We start from the raw sequence: 17,514 nt of genomic DNA, 5'->3' as shown, positions 1-17,514 counted from the left end.
TTGGCCCCAATTTTCCCGACCTGGGCCGGACCTGCGCCTAACTGGCCGTCTTTTGCCGCCAACGTGTCCCCACGCAACGCTTACAAAAGATTTTGACAGTGCGCCGGAATCTAAGCTATGCTAAAGGGCTTACTGCTTTAATCGCGCGCAAAGTCGATGCCAGGACTGGCATTTGAGGCGCCAGGAAGACAGGTCCGGCCATATCCCAAGCAAAGCCTTCGCGCCCAGCTTGGCGGCCCAAGGCCACAGGGGTGCGTCACGAGCCCCCGTCAACCGACGCCGCCATCTCCGAAGCATCCGGTTTGTGCGTTTGTCATGGTTTGTTGGCAAGCCCGCTCTTTTACGTATCTGAACGTTTGAGGCGGATTTGCGCGAGCCGCCTTCTCCGAGAGTCATCACTCGAAGAGACGAGTACGTAAGTACTTACCAGTGGTACGTAAAAGGGATTTCAAAGGTCATGCCTACCATTAGCCAACTCGTGCGCAAGCCGCGCGAAGTCAGCATCATCAAAAGCAAGAGCCCCGCGCTCGAAAACTGCCCGCAACGCCGCGGCGTGTGCACTCGCGTGTACACCACCACCCCCAAGAAGCCGAACTCCGCTCTGCGTAAGGTTGCCAAAGTGCGTCTGACCAACGGTTACGAAGTCATTTCGTACATCGGCGGCGAAGGCCACAACCTGCAAGAGCACTCGGTGGTTCTGGTGCGTGGCGGTCGTGTGAAGGACTTGCCCGGTGTGCGTTATCACATCGTGCGCGGTTCCCTCGACCTGCAAGGCGTCAAGGATCGCAAGCAAGCCCGCTCGAAGTACGGCGCCAAGCGCCCGAAGAAGGCCTAAGGATTCGCAACGCGAATCAGCAGTACCCCCGCGTGGCGGCCATCCGTCATTAGGGAAGTGCAACCGCGCCATCCGGAACATGGGAAGGTGCGCGGCACGTAAGGGGTCGTCTTATTGGACGGCCATGGCCGTGTAATGAAACACGGTTCAACTGAACAGACACAAGGAAGCAACAATGCCCCGTCGTCGCGAAGTACCCAAGCGCGAGATCCTGCCCGATCCCAAGTTCGGCAGCGTCGAGCTCGCCAAGTTCATGAACGTCGTCATGCTGGACGGCAAGAAGGCCGTCGCCGAGCGCATCGTCTACGGTGCCCTCGAGCAAGTCGCCACCAAGACCGGCAAGGAGCCGATCGAGGTGTTCAGCCTGGCGATCAACAACATCAAGCCGATCGTCGAAGTTAAGAGCCGCCGCGTTGGCGGTGCCAACTACCAAGTGCCGGTTGAAGTGCGCCCCGTGCGCCGCCTGGCCCTGGCTATGCGTTGGCTCCGTGAAGCCGCCAAGAAGCGTGGCGAGAAGTCGATGGATCTGCGTCTTGCTGGCGAACTGATCGACGCCTCCGAAGGTCGTGGCGCCGCGATGAAGAAGCGCGAAGACACGCACAAGATGGCCGAGGCCAACAAGGCCTTCAGCCATTTCCGCTGGTAATTTAAGGACTAACCCACCATGGCCCGCAAAACCCCGATCGAGCGCTATCGCAACATTGGCATCTCTGCGCACATCGATGCAGGGAAAACCACCACGACCGAACGTATCCTGTTCTACACCGGCGTCAATCACAAGATTGGCGAAGTGCATGATGGCGCCGCCACCATGGACTGGATGGAACAAGAGCAAGAGCGTGGCATCACCATTACGTCGGCTGCTACGACGGCGTTTTGGCGTGGCATGGCCGGCAACTACCCCGAGCACCGCATCAACATCATCGACACCCCGGGGCACGTGGACTTCACCATCGAGGTGGAACGTTCCATGCGCGTCCTGGACGGTGCCTGCATGGTCTACTGCGCGGTGGGTGGTGTTCAGCCCCAGTCCGAAACCGTGTGGCGTCAAGCCAACAAGTACGGCGTGCCGCGTCTGGCGTTCGTCAACAAGATGGACCGTACCGGCGCGAACTTCTTCAAGGTCTATGACCAGTTGAAGACGCGTCTGCGCGCCAACCCCGTGCCCATCGTGATCCCCATCGGCGCCGAAGACACGTTCCAAGGCGTGATCGACCTGGTCAAGATGAAGGCGATCATCTGGGACGAAGCCAGCCAAGGCACCAAGTTCGACTACAAGGACATTCCGGCCGAGCTGGAAGGCGCCGCCGCCGAATGGCGCGAAAAGCTGGTTGAAGCCGCCGCCGAGTCGTCGGAAGAGCTGATGAACAAGTACCTGGAAACGGGTTCCTTGGACGAAGCCGAAATCAACCTGGCCATCCGTCAACGCACCATCGCTGGCGAAATCCAGCCGATGCTGTGCGGCACCGCCTTCAAGAACAAGGGCGTGCAGCGCATGCTGGACGCGGTCATCGACTACCTGCCTTCGCCCGTGGACATTCCCCCGGTCGACGGCCAGGACGACGATGGCAACGCCATCAACCGCAATGCCGACGACAACGAGAAGTTCTCGGCGCTGGCTTTCAAGCTGATGAGCGATCCGTTCGTGGGTCAGTTGACCTTCGTGCGCGTCTACTCGGGCGTCCTGAAGTCGGGCGACACGGTCTACAACCCCATCAAGGGCAAGAAGGAACGTATCGGCCGCATCCTGCAGATGCACGCGAACAACCGCGAGGAAATCAAGGAAGTTCTGGCCGGCGACATCGCCGCCGTGGTGGGCCTGAAGGACGTGACGACCGGCGAAACGCTGTGCGACGTCGATTCGCACATCCTGCTCGAGCGCATGGAGTTCCCCGAGCCCGTGATTTCGCAGGCCGTCGAACCCAAGTCGAAGGCTGACCAGGAAAAGATGGGCCTGGCGCTGTCGCGTCTGGCTCAGGAAGATCCGTCGTTCCGCGTGCGCAGCGACGAAGAATCCGGCCAGACCATCATTTCCGGCATGGGCGAGCTGCACCTGGAAATTCTGGTCGACCGCATGAAGCGCGAATTCGGCGTGGAAGCGAACGTCGGCAAGCCCCAGGTGGCCTACCGCGAAACCATCCGCAAGACCTGCGAAGAAGTCGAAGGCAAGTTCGTCAAGCAGTCGGGCGGTCGTGGTCAGTACGGTCACGTGGTCCTGAAGGTCGAACCGCTCGAGCCGGGTGGCGGCTACGAGTTCGTCGACGCCATCAAGGGCGGTGTGGTTCCTCGCGAATTCATCCCCGCGGTGGACAAGGGCATCCAGGAAACGCTGCCCGCCGGCATCCTGGCCGGTTACCCGGTCGTGGACGTCAAGGTCACGCTGTTCTTCGGTTCGTACCACGATGTGGACTCGAACGAAAACGCGTTCAAGATGGCCGGCTCGATGGCGTTCAAGGAAGGCATGCGCAAGGCTAGCCCCGTGCTGCTGGAACCGATGATGGCCGTTGAAGTCGAAACGCCTGAAGACTACGCCGGTACCGTGATGGGCGATCTGTCCTCGCGTCGCGGCATGGTCCAGGGCATGGACGACATGGTCGGCGGTGGCAAGACCATCAAGGCCGAAGTTCCGCTGGCCGAGATGTTCGGTTACGCCACGAACCTGCGTTCGCTGACGCAAGGCCGTGCCACGTACACGATGGAATTCAAGCATTACTCCGAGGCCCCCAAGAACGTCGCTGACGAAGTCATCGCCGCTCGGGCCAAGTAAATAACCCTTTGCCGGGCCCGCCCCATCCGGGCGGTCCCGGCAGAAATTAAAGTTTCCTTGAAAGTCAAAGGATAGAGATCATGGCAAAAGGTAAGTTCGAACGCACCAAGCCGCACGTGAACGTCGGCACGATCGGTCACGTCGACCACGGCAAGACCACCCTGACGGCGGCCATCACGACCGTTCTGTCGACCAAGTTCGGCGGCGAAGCCAAGGGCTACGACCAGATCGACGCGGCACCTGAAGAAAAGGCTCGCGGCATCACGATCAACACGGCCCACGTCGAGTACGAAACGGAAACGCGTCACTACGCGCACGTTGACTGCCCGGGCCACGCTGACTACGTCAAGAACATGATCACGGGCGCCGCCCAGATGGACGGCGCGATCCTGGTCGTGTCGGCCGCTGACGGCCCGATGCCGCAAACGCGCGAACACATCCTGCTGAGCCGCCAGGTTGGCGTGCCGTACATCATCGTCTTCCTGAACAAGGCCGACATGGTTGACGACGCCGAGCTGCTCGAGCTGGTGGAAATGGAAGTTCGCGAACTGCTGAGCAAGTACGACTTCCCGGGCGACGACACCCCGATCGTGAAGGGTTCGGCCAAGCTGGCGCTGGAAGGCGACAAGGGCGAACTGGGCGAGCAAGCGATCCTGTCGCTGGCCCAAGCCCTGGACACCTACATCCCGACGCCCGAGCGTGCCGTTGACGGCGCGTTCCTGATGCCGGTCGAAGACGTGTTCTCGATCTCGGGTCGCGGCACCGTGGTGACCGGCCGTATCGAGCGCGGCGTGATCAAGGTTGGCGAAGAAATCGAAATCGTCGGTATCACCCCGACGGTCAAGACGACCTGCACCGGCGTGGAAATGTTCCGCAAGCTGCTGGACCAAGGTCAAGCCGGCGACAACGTGGGCATCCTGCTGCGCGGCACCAAGCGTGAAGACGTCCAGCGCGGCCAGGTTCTGGCCAAGCCGGGCTCGATCACCCCGCACACGGACTTCACCTCCGAGGTGTACATCCTGTCCAAGGAAGAAGGCGGCCGCCACACCCCGTTCTTCAACGGCTATCGTCCCCAGTTCTACTTCCGCACGACGGACGTGACCGGCACGATCGACCTGCCGGCCGACAAGGAAATGGTCCTGCCGGGCGACAACGTGACGATGACCGTCAAGCTGCTGGCCCCGATCGCCATGGAAGAAGGCCTGCGTTTCGCCATCCGTGAAGGCGGTCGTACCGTCGGCGCCGGCGTCGTCGCCAAGATTCTGAAGTAATCCGGATCACGTAAGCAGCACACAACCAGCGGGGGCGAATCAAAGCCCTCGCCTCTCGTTCTTTAGGAAACGCCATGAAAAACCAAAAGATCCGTATCCGCTTGAAGGCTTTCGATTACAAGCTGATCGATCAATCGGCCGCTGAAATCGTCGACACCGCCAAGCGCACGGGCGCCGTTGTCCGCGGCCCGGTGCCGCTGCCCACGCGTATTCGCCGTTACGACGTGCTGCGTTCGCCGCACGTCAACAAGACGTCGCGCGACCAGTTCGAAATCCGTACCCATCAGCGCCTGATGGACATCGTTGATCCCACCGACAAGACCGTTGACGCCCTGATGCGTCTGGACCTGCCGGCTGGCGTCGACGTCGAAATCGCGCTGCAGTAAGGCGTATCGCGAGTCCGCTACCTTCGCCAGTGGACTTGTGCAGAATGGCCGCAATCCTTCGGGACTGCGGCCATTTGTTTTTGCGCCACAGCCTGGCGCGCCGGGGGCAGGGCAGGCGCCTTTTCACGCTAAGTGCTTGTGCTGCCTGAAAAAAACGTGCTAATATGCCAAGCTTGCCATTTTGTGGCAGGTCTAACTATGGTGAGGCGCGCGCAAGTCCGGGATTTTCCGGGCCGGCAACCCCAAGCCAGGTTGAACATAGTCGTAGGGCAAAGGCCGTTACCTTTTGCCTGATTAGCCCCGACCAATCGCAGTCGGGAATGGAGAAAACGATGTCGAATTCGACACCCACGCCCGCCGCTCACCGGCTGGGGCTGGTGGGTCGCAAGGTCGGCATGACCCGCATTTTTACCGAGGAAGGTGAATCCATCCCGGTGACCGTGCTGGACGTGTCGAACAACCGCGTGACCCAAGTTAAGTCGCTGGAAACCGACGGCTACGCCGCGATCCAGGTGGCTTATGGCGCTCGTCGCGCCTCGCGCGTGCCGCAAGCACAAACGGGCCACTACGCCAAGGCCGGCGTTGAAGCCGGTAGCATCCTCAAAGAATTCCGCCTTGATCCCGCCCGCGCCGCTGAATTTGCGGCGGGTTCCGTGATCGCCGTGGAATCGGTGTTCGAAGCCGGCCAACAGGTCGACGTCACGGGCACCACCATTGGTAAGGGCTTTGCCGGTACCATCAAGCGCCACAACTTCGGCTCGCAACGCGCCTCGCACGGTAACTCCCGTTCGCACCGCGTTCCCGGCTCGATCGGCCAAGCTCAAGATCCGGGCCGTATTTTCCCGGGTAAGCGCATGGCGGGTCACCTGGGTGATGTCACCCGCACCGTTCAAAACCTCGACGTCGTTCGCGTTGACGTGGAGCGCGGCCTGCTGCTGGTCAAGGGCGCTGTCCCCGGCCACGCTGGCGCCGATATCGTCGTGCGTCCGGCCATCAAGGCCCCGGCCAAGAAGGGAGCGTAAGTAAATGGATCTCAAGCTCCTGAACGACCAAGGTCAGGCCGCGACTTTCAGCGCGCCCGACACGATCTTCGGCCGTGACTTCAACGAAGCGCTGATTCATCAGATCGTGGTGGCTTTCCAAGCCAACGCCCGTGCCGGCAACCGCGCTCAGAAGGATCGCTCGGAAGTCAAGCACTCGACCAAGAAGCCCTGGCGCCAGAAGGGTACCGGCCGCGCTCGCGCCGGTATGACCTCGTCGCCGCTGTGGCGTGGCGGTGGTCGGATTTTCCCGAACTCGCCGGAAGAGAACTTCAGCCAGAAGGTCAACAAGAAGATGTACCGCGCCGGGATCCGCTCGATCCTGTCGCAACTGGCTCGCGAAGACCGCATCGCCGTCGTCGAATCGTTCGATCTGGAATCGCCCAAGACCAAGGCCGCCGCTGCAAAGCTGAAGAGCCTGGGCCTGGATTCGGTCCTGATCATCACCGACAACGTTGATGAAAATGTTTACCTCGCCACCCGCAACCTGCCGCACGTTGCCGTTGTCGAGCCCCGTTATGCCGATCCGTTGTCGCTGGTCCACTACAAGAAAGTGCTGATCACCAAGCCGGCCATCGCTCAACTCGAGGAGATGCTGGGATGAACGCTGAACGCTTGATGCAAGTCATTCTGGCTCCGATCGTGACCGAAAAGGCCACGTTCGTCGCTGAGAAGAATCAGCAAGTCGCTTTCCGTGTCGTGGCTGACGCTACCAAGCCGGAAATCAAGGCTGCCGTCGAACTGCTCTTCAAGGTGCAGGTCGAGTCCGTGCAGGTCCTCAACCGTAAGGGCAAAGTCAAGCGCTTTGGCCGATTCGTTGGCCGCCGCCGCAATGAGCGCAAGGCCTACGTCTCGCTCAAGGACGGCCAGGAAATCGACTTTGCGGAGGTGAAGTAAATGGCCCTCGTAAAAGTTAAGCCGACTTCGGCTGGCCGCCGTGGCATGGTGAAGGTTGTCAGCCCGAACCTGCACAAGGGTGAGCCCTACGCGCCGCTGCTGGAAAAGAAGACCCGTGGTTCGGGCCGTAACAACAACGGTCACATCACGATCCGCCACCGTGGCGGCGGTCACAAGCAACATTACCGTGTCGTCGACTTCCGTCGCGACAAGGATGGCATCCCCGCGAAGGTCGAGCGTCTGGAATACGACCCGAACCGTACGGCGCACATCGCTCTGCTGTGCTACGCCGACGGCGAGCGTCGCTACATCATCGCTCCGCGCGGCCTGGAAGTGGGCGCCACGCTGATCTCGGGCATCGAAGCCCCGATCCGCGCCGGCAACACGCTGCCGATCCGCAACATCCCGGTGGGTACGACGATTCACTGCGTCGAAATGCTGCCCGGCAAGGGTGCCCAGATGGTCCGTTCGGCCGGCGCTTCCGCCGTCCTGCTGGCTCGCGAAGGCACCTACGCTCAAGTGCGTCTGCGCTCGGGTGAAGTCCGCCGTGTGCACATCGAATGCCGTGCCACCATCGGTGAAGTCGGTAACGAAGAACACAGCCTGCGCCAAATCGGCAAGGCCGGTGCAATGCGTTGGCGCGGTGTCCGCCCGACGGTTCGTGGCGTGGCCATGAACCCGGTCGACCACCCGCACGGTGGCGGTGAAGGCCGTACCGGTGAAGCACGCGAACCGGTCAGCCCGTGGGGCACCCCGGCGAAGGGTTACAAGACCCGTCGCAACAAGCGGACGAACAATATGATCGTCCAACGGCGCAAGCGCAAGTAAGAGGCGAACACTATGTCACGTTCGATCAAGAAAGGCCCGTTTGTCGATGCTCACCTGATCAAAAAGGTGGACACGGCCGTCGCGGGCAAAGACAAGAAGCCGATCAAGACCTGGTCGCGTCGCTCGACGATCCTGCCCGAGTTCATCGGTCTGACGATCGCTGTGCACAACGGCAAGCAGCATGTTCCCGTTTACATCAACGAGAACATGGTCGGTCACAAGCTGGGCGAGTTCGCGCTGACCCGTACGTTCAAGGGTCACGCCGCGGACAAGAAGGCGAAGAGGTAAGCGATGGAAACTACTGCCATTATCCGTGGGGTTCACATCTCCGCTCAAAAGACGCGTCTGGTTGCGGATCTGATCCGCGGCCAGAAGGTCGGCCGTGCGCTCGAGATCCTCACCTTCTCGCCGAAGAAGGCCGCCGCCATCCTGAAGAAGGCTGTCGAGTCCGCCATCGCCAACGCCGAGCACAACGACGGCGCCGATATCGACGAACTGAAAGTCACCACGATCTTCGTGGACAAGGCTCAGTCGATGAAGCGCTTCTCCGCTCGCGCCAAGGGCCGCGGCAACCGTATCGAGAAGCAGACCTGCCACATCACGGTCAAGGTCGGAGCTTAAGGAGTCACGATGGGTCAGAAAATTCACCCCACTGGGTTCCGTCTCGCGGTCACCCGTAATTGGTCCTCGCGTTGGTTCGCCGACGACAAGGCATTCGGCAGCATGCTGGCCGAAGACATCCGCGTCCGCGAGTACCTGAAGAAGAAGCTCAAGAGCGCCTCCGTCGGTCGCGTGATCATCGAGCGTCCCGCCAAGAATGCCCGCATCACCGTCTACTCGGCTCGTCCGGGCGTGGTGATCGGCAAGCGCGGCGAAGACATCGAAAGCCTGAAGGCTGATCTGCAGCGCCTGATGGGCGTGCCCGTGCACGTCAACATCGAAGAAATCCGCAAGCCGGAAACCGATGCTCAACTGATCGCCGACTCGATCTCGCAACAGCTCGAGAAGCGCATCATGTTCCGCCGCGCCATGAAGCGCGCGATGCAGAACGCCATGCGTCTGGGTGCCCAAGGCATCAAGATCATGAGCTCGGGCCGTCTGAACGGTATCGAAATTGCTCGCACCGAGTGGTATCGCGAAGGCCGTGTGCCGCTGCACACCCTCAAGGCCAACATCGACTACGGCACCTCCGAAGCCCACACCACGTACGGCGTGATCGGCATCAAGGTCTGGGTCTACAAGGGCGACATGCTGGCCAACGGCGAACTGCCGCCGGAAACCGCCGCCCCGCGTGAAGAAGAACGTCGTCCGCGCCGCGCTCCGCGTGGTGATCGTCCGGACGGTGCTCGCACCGGTCGTCCGGGTGGTCGTGGCCGTGGTCCCCGCAAGGCGGACGCTGCTCCGGCGCCTGAAGGAGAATAACCATGCTGCAACCCTCTCGCAGAAAGTATCGCAAAGAGCAGAAGGGCCGCAACACCGGTCTGGCGACCCGTGGCACCCACGTGTCGTTCGGCGAATTCGGTCTGAAGGCCACCGGCCGTGGCCGTCTGACCGCTCGCCAGATCGAAGCCGCTCGTCGTGCCATCAACCGTCACATCAAGCGCGGCGGCCGCATCTGGATTCGCATTTTCCCGGACAAGCCCATCTCGCAAAAGCCTGCCGAAGTCCGTATGGGTAACGGTAAGGGCAACCCGGAGTACTGGGTCGCCGAGATTCAGCCCGGCAAGGTGCTCTACGAAATGGAAGGGGTTAGCGAAGAGCTCGCGCGTGAAGCTTTCCGCCTGGCCGCTGCCAAGCTGCCGATTTCGACCACGTTCGTCGCGCGTCATATCGGTGCTTAAGGAGTACTAAGACATGAAAGCCAGCGAACTCCGTTCGAAAGACGCCGCCGAGCTCGGCAAAGAGCTCGAAAGCCTGCTGAAGGCGCAATTCGGTCTGCGTATGCAGAAGGCCACGCAGCAGCTTGCCAACACCAGCCAGCTGCGTAACGTGCGCCGCGACATCGCGCGCGTGCGTACCTTGCTGACCGAGAAGGCAGGGAAATAAAGATGAGCGAAACCCAAAACACCCAAGTGGCCAAGCGCCAGCGTACGCTGGTCGGCAAGGTCGTCAGCAACAAGATGGACAAGACTGTCGTCGTTCTGGTCGAACGCCGCGTCAAGCACCCCATCTTCGGCAAGATCATCATGCGTTCCGCGAAGTACAAGGCGCACGATGAGTCGAACCAGTACAACGAAGGCGATACGGTTGAAATCGCTGAAGGCCGTCCCATCTCGCGCTCGAAGTCGTGGCGCGTGGTGCGTCTGGTTGAAGCCGCACGTATCATCTAAGTGAAAGCTGTTGGAGCGGTCCGCCGTTCCAGGCTAGAAAGGCAAGGGTCCAGGCCCTTGCCTTTTTTTTGCCATAAATACCGTCATCGGGCGTTTTATTTCCGGTATTTTTCCCATCTGGCCCCCAGATCGGACTCTCCGGTAGAATCAGTCATTACGCCACGCTGACTCCAGATCCCGCCGTGACTCCCGAATACAGTCTGCTCTCGTTGAATCAGGTGTGGGCAATGCTGGCCGCCCGCGCGAGGTTGATCGCCCGGGTGACCCTGGCCACGCTGGCGTTGACCTGCCTGCTGCTGCTGGTGCTGCCGCGCGTGTGGACGGCATCGTCGGACGTCTTCATCGACTACCGCGAAAACGACCCAATCAACGGACGCTCGTTTTCGGCGCTGCTCGACGAAAGCTATATGCAGACGCAGATCGACATGATCCGCAGCCAGGCGGTCGCGGACCACGTGATCTCGACCCTGGAGCTGCTGTCGGGACCGGACGCGGCGCAGGGCACCAAGGCGCACAACGACCTTGTGGACTACATCCGCCGCAACCTGGAGGTGGTCAAGCAGCAGAACAGCCGGGTGCTGACGGTGTCGTTCTCCGCCAATACGCCGCAGAAGGCGCGCGAATTCACCAACGCGGTGGTCAATTCCTACCTGGCGGTCAGCCAGAACATCTCGTCGGCGGCTGCCCGCGCGCGCAGCGAACAGTACACGGCGCAGCTCGAGCAGTTGCGCGGCGAAGTCGACGCCATCCAGGACAAGCTGACGCGCTACCAGCAGGAAACCGGCATCGTCGACACGGAACAGACCGGCGGCGATATCGACGTGCGCACGCTCAACGACATGACGACGTCAATGCTGACGCTGGACGCGCAATTGGAGGCGGCAAAGGCGCGCAACGAAACCACAGAACGCCTGCTCAAGAGCGGCATCCGTCCTGAGGATCTGCCCGAGGTGGGGCAGATTGCGCCCATCAACGATCTGCGCAACGGCCTGACGGTGGTGGATCACCAGCTCGGCCAATTGCGCGGCTCGCTGGGGCCGAGGCACCCGACCGTGGCCGGGCTGCTGGCGCAACGCTCGCAGATGCTGGCTGATATCTCGCGCCAGTCCAAGGCCGCCATCGAGGCGCAGCGCGGCGAGCTGGAACGCCTGCAGACGCAGAAGGCGGCGCTGCAGCGCGATATAGATGCGCAGCGCGCCAAGGTCCTGGACCAGATGGCCAAGCGCGATCGCATCGCGGCCTACCGGCGCCAGTTCGCCGGCGTCGAGCAGGTTTACCAGACCGCGCTGCAGAAGTACGACAGTATCCTGATGGCCAGCAATATTTCCCTACCCAACCTGGCGGTGCTGCGCGCGGCCGATGTGCCGACTTCGCCATCGCGCCCGAAGGTGCGCAGCAGCCTGGCGCTGGGCCTGGTGGTGGGCCTGCTGGCGGGCCTGGCGCTGGCGATGCTGCTGGAGCTGAGCCGCCGCCGCATCCGCTGCGCCGAAGACCTGGAGCGCAATACGCGGCAGCCCGTTCTGGGCCGCATCGGCCGCAACCCGACTCCCGCGACGGTGACGTCATGAGCGATTCCACGCTGCGCCCTCTGTTTGACCGCCTCAACCAGCAACAGGCTGGCGAACCCGCTTCGAACCAGGCGCCCGATACCGTGCCGGGCGAGAAGATGGGCGAGCGCTTCGTGCGCCTGGGCCTGCTGACCGAGGACCAGGTGCAGCACGTGGTCCAACTGCAGCAGGCCGAGCGCCTGCGCTTTGGCCAGGCCGCCGTGAAGCTCGGCTTCGTGTCGGAAGCGCGCGTGCAGTCGGTGCTGGCCGAGCAATACCGCTATGACTACGCCTCGGCCCAGCATGGCGACATCCAGCTCGCGATCGCGGCGGCGCCATTCAGCCGGGAGGCCGAGGCGATCCGCCAGGTGCGCGCCGAAATCTCGATCCGCCTGGAAGATCTGCCGCGCATCGCGGTGGCGGTGGTGAGCCCGGATGACAGCGAGGGCCGCGCCTACCTGTCGGCCAGCCTGGCGCTGGCGTTCGCGCAGACCGGCCGCCGCACGCTGCTGGTCAATGCCAACCTGCGCGCCAGCGGCCAGGATGACATTCTGGGCGCCGCCAGCGGCGCGGGCCTGTCCTCGATCCTGGCGGGACGCGCGCCGGCTGGCGACAGCCGCGCCGTGCCGGGTTTTCCGACGTTGGGCGTACTGGACGCCGGGCCCCAACCGCCCAACCCCGCCGAACTGCTGCGCGAGCCGGCGCTGGACCGGCTGCTGGCCGCTTATGCCGACCAGTATGAGATCTTCATCGTGAACACGCCGGCGGCGACCCATTCCTCGGACGCGCAAAGCATCGCGCGCCAGGTGGATGCCTGTGTGCTGGTGGCGCGCAAGGACGTGACGTCGCTGAGCGCCCTGACGCGGACCGCGGAGGTGCTGGAGACGGCCGGCGTGCGCGTGCTGGGCACGGTCTACAACGAATACGAGCCGGATGCGCCGCGTGGCTGGAAGGACCGGCTGCGCGCGCTGCTGCCGGCGCGGCTGCGGCGTTGAGGGGAACGGCCATGGGCGCGCCCGCGGTCGTGGCGGTTGGCGGACAGAGCCGAGGCGATCGCTGGGCCGTCTGGCTGCTGGTGGGGCTGAGCCTGCTGTTCGCCATCGTGCCCGACACGCTGTCGGTCAACGCGGTAGGTCCGGAGGCCAATCACACCATCGAGCAGGGTTCGATGCTGCGCCAGGTGCAGTACGGGTCGCTGTTCCTGGGCGCGTTGTTCGTGCTCTGGCACCACGTCCGCCCGGCGCTCATGAACCTGCGCGCGTCCAATCTGTTCCTGATGCTGCTGGTGCTCTATTGCCTGGTCAGCGCGACCTGGTCGCCCTATCCGGACATCACGATCAAGCGCACCATCATTTTCGCGGGGCTGGTGCTGATTGGGCTGACCGTGGCGCCGCCCTTCAGCAATCCGCGCCAGTTCCTGCGCGTCATCCTGGGCACGTACACGATCGTGCTGGTGCTGTCGTGCCTGGTGGCGGTGTTCATCCCGAGCATGGGGGTGGACACCCTGCTGGGCAACGCCTGGCGCGGCATCACGTGGCAGAAGAACATGCTGGGCTCGATTGCCGGCTTCGCCGTGCTGCTGTGGTTGCGCGAATGGCTGATGACGCCGTCGATCCGGCGCCTGAGCGCGGTGGGGCTGCTGTTCAGCGTGTTCATGCTGGTGATGGCCAAGAGCGCGACGGCCATGCTGGTGACGGGGTTGGGCGCCGGGGTCTACCTGCTGACGCGCAAGCGGTTTTTCGGCGGCCGCCATACCGGGCAGATCCTGATGCTGGCCGCGCTGCTGGTGGCGCTGTACTTCCTGCTGATGTTCTACGTGGCGGTGGGCCGCATGCCGCGTATCGACGATCTGGTGCTGGTGGTCACGTCGCTGTTCAACAAGAGCAATGACCTGACGGGCCGCGGCGAGATCTGGGCGCTGGTGGACCTGGCCATCCAGCGGCATCCCGTCTGGGGCATCGGCTACAGCGCCTTCTGGGTGGGCGAAGGCGGTCCGGCGCAGTTCATCGCCGACAAGCTGGGCTGGCTGCCGGGACAGGCGCACAACGGCTATATCGATATCCTGCTGGACCTGGGCCAGGTCGGCATGGGGCTGTTCCTGGGGTGCCTGCTGTGGCACGTGGTCAGCATCATGCGCCTGTTCAAGATCGACCGCGAGGACGCGGCGATGCACCTGGGCATCTGCGTGACGATCATGGTCAGTAATTTCTCGGAAAGCCAGATTCTGCGGGACACCAATTTCCAGAACATCATGTTCATCTATTCGTCGCTGGCGATCAGCGGCCGCCTGGCGATGGAACGCTGGCGGCAGCGCGCGGCGGCGGCGTCCAAGCCGGCGCCACCGCCTGTCCGCGCCGCCGCCGCGCGGTCCTATGCCGTGCGCCGGGAGCGCGAGGCATGAAGCGCTGGCGCGCCGTGCTGGCCCCGGCCCTGGCGCTGGCGTGGGTGATGAGCGCCGCGGCGGCGGCGCCCGGCGGCTGGTTCGGGTTCGAGATGAACCCGGCGGCGCTGTCCGGCGCGCCGGATGTGTCGGCGCTGAATCGGCCGCTGGACGCGGCCTCGCGCATTGTCGTGCGCGACGGGCATTTCTATCGCGTCGGCGCCGACGGCCTGCCTGGAACGGCCGACGATGCGCGGGTGCGCTTGTTCGGCGTGAACCTGACGTTCGGCGCCAACTTCCCCGATCCGGTCGAGGCCGCCGTGCTGGCGCGGCAACTGCGCAAGCTGGGTTTCAACGCGGTGCGCCTGCATCATCTGGATTCGCTGCCGTCGGACTACCCGGACGCACCGATCAGCATCCTGACGACGGGGCCGTTTCCGACGTTCAGCCCGACGGCGGTGGCGCGGCTGCGCGGACTGATCGAGGCGCTGGCGCGCGAGGGCATCTACGTCAACCTGAACCTGCACGTGGGCTATCGCTTCCGCCCGCGGGTGGATGGGTTGCCGGCGCTGGATGGCGGCGCGGAGATGCCGCCGCTGACAGCGCCGATCCATGTGTACGACCCGCGCCTGATCGCGATGCAGGAAGACTATGCGCGACGGCTGATCCAGGCGCTGGGCCTGAAAGACAATCCGGCGCTCGCCATGGTCGAGCTCAATAATGAGTCGTCGCTGCTGGCGGCCTGGCTGGGACCGGATTGGCTCGCGGCGATTCCGTCGGCCTATGCGCCTGAATTGCGCAGGCAGTGGCGCGCCTGGCTTATGCTGCGCCATGGGTCGCTGGCGCAGGCCTGCGCGGCCTGGGGCGGCTGCGCGGGCGGCAACGACAACGCGGTCGAGTTCCCGGTGCCGGGCCAGCAGCAGCCGCTCTACGAGAGCGGCCTGGCGCAGTTGCGTTCGGGGATCGTGCGGCGCGTCAACGCGCTGTTCGGCAGCGATGCCAAGGTGGATCTGCGGGAACGCGATTTCCTGTCGTTCCTGGCGGCGACCGACCAGGCCTATTTCGAGCGCCTGCGCCGCGTGGTGCATGAGAGCGCCGATCCGCGGGTGCCGGTGACCGGCACGCAGATGGGCTATGGCGGCCTGCTGAATTTCGATTCCCAGGTCGCCATGGACTATATCGATGAGCACTTCTACGTCGGGCATCCTGACATCCGCGCCGATAATGACTGGCGCATCCCGGACCTGAGCGCCAGCGGCAACGAGTTCGACCGCGTGTTGGCCCTGTCGCTGCGGCGCGATGCCAAGCGGCCCTTCGTGGTCAGCGAATTCAACCAGCCCTTCCCCAACCCCCGCGGCGCCGAGATCCTGCCGCTGATGAGCGCGGTCGGCGCCCTTCAGGACTGGGATGGCCTGTTCTATTTCGATTACAGCGACGCCCAGCGGCTGCCGCAATCGCCGTCGCGCTTCGCCCTGAGCGGCGATTGGGGACGCATGGCGCTGGCGGGCCAGAGCGCGCGGTTGTTCCGTCAGCCGCTGTTGGCCGCGCTGCCAGACGCGATCACCCTGCCGGTGGGGCCGCGGCAGCGCCTGCAGCTCGGCGCCGACCGGCGCTTCGATGCAATCACCACCGGGCTGGCCGATGGCCTGGGCGTAAAGCCGCAATGGGCGTTGCGGGGCCGCGTGGGACTGGACCTGGCCGCGGCCCCCGATGTGGCGCTGCCGAGCCTGGCGAACGCGACGCCCTTGCTGAGCCACGACGCGTCGGCGGGCCGCATCGTGATCGACGCGCCGGCCCTGTGGGCCGTGTTCGGCGCGGTGGGCAGCGGCCGCATCGGCGGTTCGTCCGTCTGGATGCAGTTCGACGCGGCGGGCGCGGCCAGCGCCATGCTTACGCCGCTGGACGGCCAGCCGCTGGCGCGGTCGCGGCATATGCTGCTGGGCCTGGGCAACGACACCACCGGCACGCAGCCGGGGTCGATGCCGGCCCGGCCCAAGCTGCGGGTGCCCTATCGCGGCCAGGGCGCCTGGTCGACGCTGGAGCCGGACGCCGGTTCGCCGGGGCCGTCCGGCAGCTACGCCACACGCTCGCCAGCCTGGCTGCGCCGTACGCCGGCCATGCTGGGCCTGGCGCCGCGCACCGGCCGGTTGTCGGTCTATCCGCTGGATGGCGAAGGCCGGCGCCGGGCGGCGCTGCCTGCCGCCGATGCGACCTCGGGCACCGATGGCGTGCGCGTGCGGGTGCAGACCCGCGATGACGGCGCCAGCCCCTGGTATGAACTGGTTTTCGAGGAAACGCCATGAGCACCGGCCCCATCAGTGTGTGCATCGCCACCTACCGCCGTCCGGTGATGCTGGACCTGCTGCTGGGCGATATGGCGGCGCAGACCTTGAGGCCCGCGCAGATCGTGGTGGTGGACAACGATGCCCAGGGCAGCGCGCGCGCCGTGGTCGAGGCTCGGCGCGCGGCCTTCGCGGCCCAGGGCGTCGCGCTGGACTACGCCATCCAGCCCGAGAAGAATATTTCGTTGACCCGCAATATGACGGTCTCGTTGGCGCGCGGCGATTGGCTGGCGATGATCGACGATGACGAGCGCGCGCCGGCCCAGTGGCTGGCACTGCTGGCCGCGGCGGCCCGCGATCATGGCGCCGACGTGGTGCAGGCGCCAGTCGTGCCGGAGATTCCGCCAACCGCGCCGGCCTGGATACGGCGAGGCCGCTTCTACGACTGGCCACGCTTTCGTACCGGCGAAGTCTTGCCGCGCAACGCGGTGCGTACCGGCAATTGCTTCATTGCCGCCACGTGGCTGCGGCGCCAGGAGCAGGTCTTCAATCCCGCCTACGGCCTGACCGGTGGCGAGGATGGCGACCTGTTGATGCGCCTGATGGGCCAGGGCGCGCGCGTGATCTGGTGCGACGAGGCGTATGTGACGGAGCCCGTGCCCGAGAGCCGGATGCGCACCGGCTGGATCCTGAAGCGCGCCCTGCGCGGCGGCCAGGATTTCGCCATCCACTTCGAGGCCGGCCGCCTGCGCGACCGTCGCCCCGCGATCATGCGCCGCGTGGCGTTCTATGCGCGGGCGCTGGCGCAGATGGCGGTCGCGGGCATCCTGGCGCTGGTATCGTGGCCGCTGGGCCGGCATCACGCGGTGCACTGGCTGGGCCGCGCCTGTGCCAACTATGGAAAACTGTCCGTGCTGTGGGGCGGGCATTACCAAGAGTACGCCTGAGCAC

General features: G+C 64.2%; 20 protein-coding genes. All 20 read left to right on the top strand.

Translation table 11 applies throughout. The features are described from left to right. The first annotated feature begins 457 nt into the window (after positions 1-457). Positions 458-835: a 30S ribosomal protein S12 gene (gene rpsL, locus AAID08_RS28505; protein ID WP_005017264.1), complete on the top strand. Its 378-nt coding sequence runs from the start codon at positions 458-460 to the stop codon at positions 833-835. 175 nt (positions 836-1,010) lie between these two features. After that, the gene (rpsG, locus tag AAID08_RS28500) at positions 1,011-1,481 is read left to right on the top strand and encodes a 30S ribosomal protein S7 (RefSeq protein WP_006389600.1); all 471 of its coding nucleotides are present in this window, start codon (positions 1,011-1,013) and stop codon (positions 1,479-1,481) included. Positions 1,482-1,499: 18 nt separating this feature from the next. After that, complete coding sequence (gene fusA, locus AAID08_RS28495; protein WP_054504556.1) at positions 1,500-3,602, top strand: elongation factor G; 2,103 nt, start codon at positions 1,500-1,502, stop codon at positions 3,600-3,602. Between the two features lie 80 nt (positions 3,603-3,682). Then, a complete protein-coding gene (gene tuf / locus AAID08_RS28490) occupies positions 3,683-4,873 on the top strand; it encodes an elongation factor Tu (protein WP_020925806.1) in 1,191 nt (396 codons plus the stop codon). 74 nt (positions 4,874-4,947) lie between these two features. Further along, entirely contained in the window at positions 4,948-5,259 is a 312-nt protein-coding gene (gene rpsJ / locus AAID08_RS28485) for a 30S ribosomal protein S10 (protein WP_003806903.1), read from the top strand. 332 nt (positions 5,260-5,591) lie between these two features. Then, positions 5,592-6,281, top strand: a complete 690-nt coding sequence (rplC, locus tag AAID08_RS28480; protein WP_006392074.1) for a 50S ribosomal protein L3 — start codon at positions 5,592-5,594, stop codon at positions 6,279-6,281. A gap of 4 nt (positions 6,282-6,285) precedes the next feature. Next, positions 6,286-6,903 (top strand): 50S ribosomal protein L4, encoded by a 618-nt coding sequence (gene rplD, locus AAID08_RS28475; RefSeq protein WP_006389605.1) that lies wholly within the window; start codon positions 6,286-6,288, stop codon positions 6,901-6,903. Beyond that, a complete protein-coding gene (gene rplW / locus AAID08_RS28470) occupies positions 6,900-7,196 on the top strand; it encodes a 50S ribosomal protein L23 (RefSeq protein WP_006216557.1) in 297 nt (98 codons plus the stop codon). The genes rplD and rplW overlap by 4 nt, the downstream gene beginning before the upstream one ends. Continuing rightward, the gene (rplB, locus tag AAID08_RS28465) at positions 7,197-8,024 is read left to right on the top strand and encodes a 50S ribosomal protein L2 (protein WP_006389607.1); all 828 of its coding nucleotides are present in this window, start codon (positions 7,197-7,199) and stop codon (positions 8,022-8,024) included. 12 nt (positions 8,025-8,036) lie between these two features. Then, entirely contained in the window at positions 8,037-8,312 is a 276-nt protein-coding gene (gene rpsS / locus AAID08_RS28460; protein ID WP_006216555.1) for a 30S ribosomal protein S19, read from the top strand. A gap of 3 nt (positions 8,313-8,315) precedes the next feature. Continuing rightward, complete coding sequence (rplV, locus tag AAID08_RS28455; protein ID WP_006389608.1) at positions 8,316-8,645, top strand: 50S ribosomal protein L22; 330 nt, start codon at positions 8,316-8,318, stop codon at positions 8,643-8,645. A gap of 9 nt (positions 8,646-8,654) precedes the next feature. Beyond that, a complete protein-coding gene (gene rpsC, locus AAID08_RS28450; protein WP_006389609.1) occupies positions 8,655-9,446 on the top strand; it encodes a 30S ribosomal protein S3 in 792 nt (263 codons plus the stop codon). 2 nt (positions 9,447-9,448) lie between these two features. Next, complete coding sequence (gene rplP / locus AAID08_RS28445) at positions 9,449-9,865, top strand: 50S ribosomal protein L16 (protein WP_006389610.1); 417 nt, start codon at positions 9,449-9,451, stop codon at positions 9,863-9,865. Positions 9,866-9,878: 13 nt separating this feature from the next. Beyond that, a complete protein-coding gene (gene rpmC / locus AAID08_RS28440; RefSeq protein ID WP_003806912.1) occupies positions 9,879-10,070 on the top strand; it encodes a 50S ribosomal protein L29 in 192 nt (63 codons plus the stop codon). Between the two features lie 2 nt (positions 10,071-10,072). Then, entirely contained in the window at positions 10,073-10,354 is a 282-nt protein-coding gene (gene rpsQ / locus AAID08_RS28435) for a 30S ribosomal protein S17 (protein ID WP_006216549.1), read from the top strand. A 227-nt stretch (positions 10,355-10,581) separates the two neighbouring features. Next, on the top strand, positions 10,582-11,922 hold the full coding sequence (locus AAID08_RS28430) for a Wzz/FepE/Etk N-terminal domain-containing protein (RefSeq protein WP_054500210.1): 1,341 nt from the start codon (positions 10,582-10,584) through the stop codon (positions 11,920-11,922). Next, positions 11,919-12,896: a CpsD/CapB family tyrosine-protein kinase gene (locus AAID08_RS28425; RefSeq protein ID WP_064527432.1), complete on the top strand. Its 978-nt coding sequence runs from the start codon at positions 11,919-11,921 to the stop codon at positions 12,894-12,896. Before AAID08_RS28430 ends, AAID08_RS28425 begins: the two co-directional genes overlap by 4 nt. 11 nt (positions 12,897-12,907) lie before the next feature. Next, positions 12,908-14,302, top strand: a complete 1,395-nt coding sequence (locus tag AAID08_RS28420) for an O-antigen ligase (RefSeq protein WP_054500212.1) — start codon at positions 12,908-12,910, stop codon at positions 14,300-14,302. Next, a complete protein-coding gene (locus AAID08_RS28415) occupies positions 14,299-16,584 on the top strand; it encodes a capsular biosynthesis protein (protein ID WP_175189543.1) in 2,286 nt (761 codons plus the stop codon). The genes AAID08_RS28420 and AAID08_RS28415 overlap by 4 nt, the downstream gene beginning before the upstream one ends. Beyond that, positions 16,581-17,510 carry a glycosyltransferase family 2 protein gene (locus AAID08_RS28410; protein ID WP_175143572.1) on the top strand — a complete coding sequence of 310 codons (930 nt, stop codon included), beginning with the start codon at positions 16,581-16,583 and terminating at the stop codon, positions 17,508-17,510. Before AAID08_RS28415 ends, AAID08_RS28410 begins: the two co-directional genes overlap by 4 nt. The last annotated feature ends 4 nt before the right edge of the window (positions 17,511-17,514 follow it).

This window comes from Achromobacter sp. EB05 (genome assembly GCF_044232075.1).
Lineage (GTDB): Bacteria > Pseudomonadota > Gammaproteobacteria > Burkholderiales > Burkholderiaceae_B > Achromobacter > Achromobacter dolens.
This window is presented reverse-complemented; position numbering and strand designations above follow the sequence as displayed.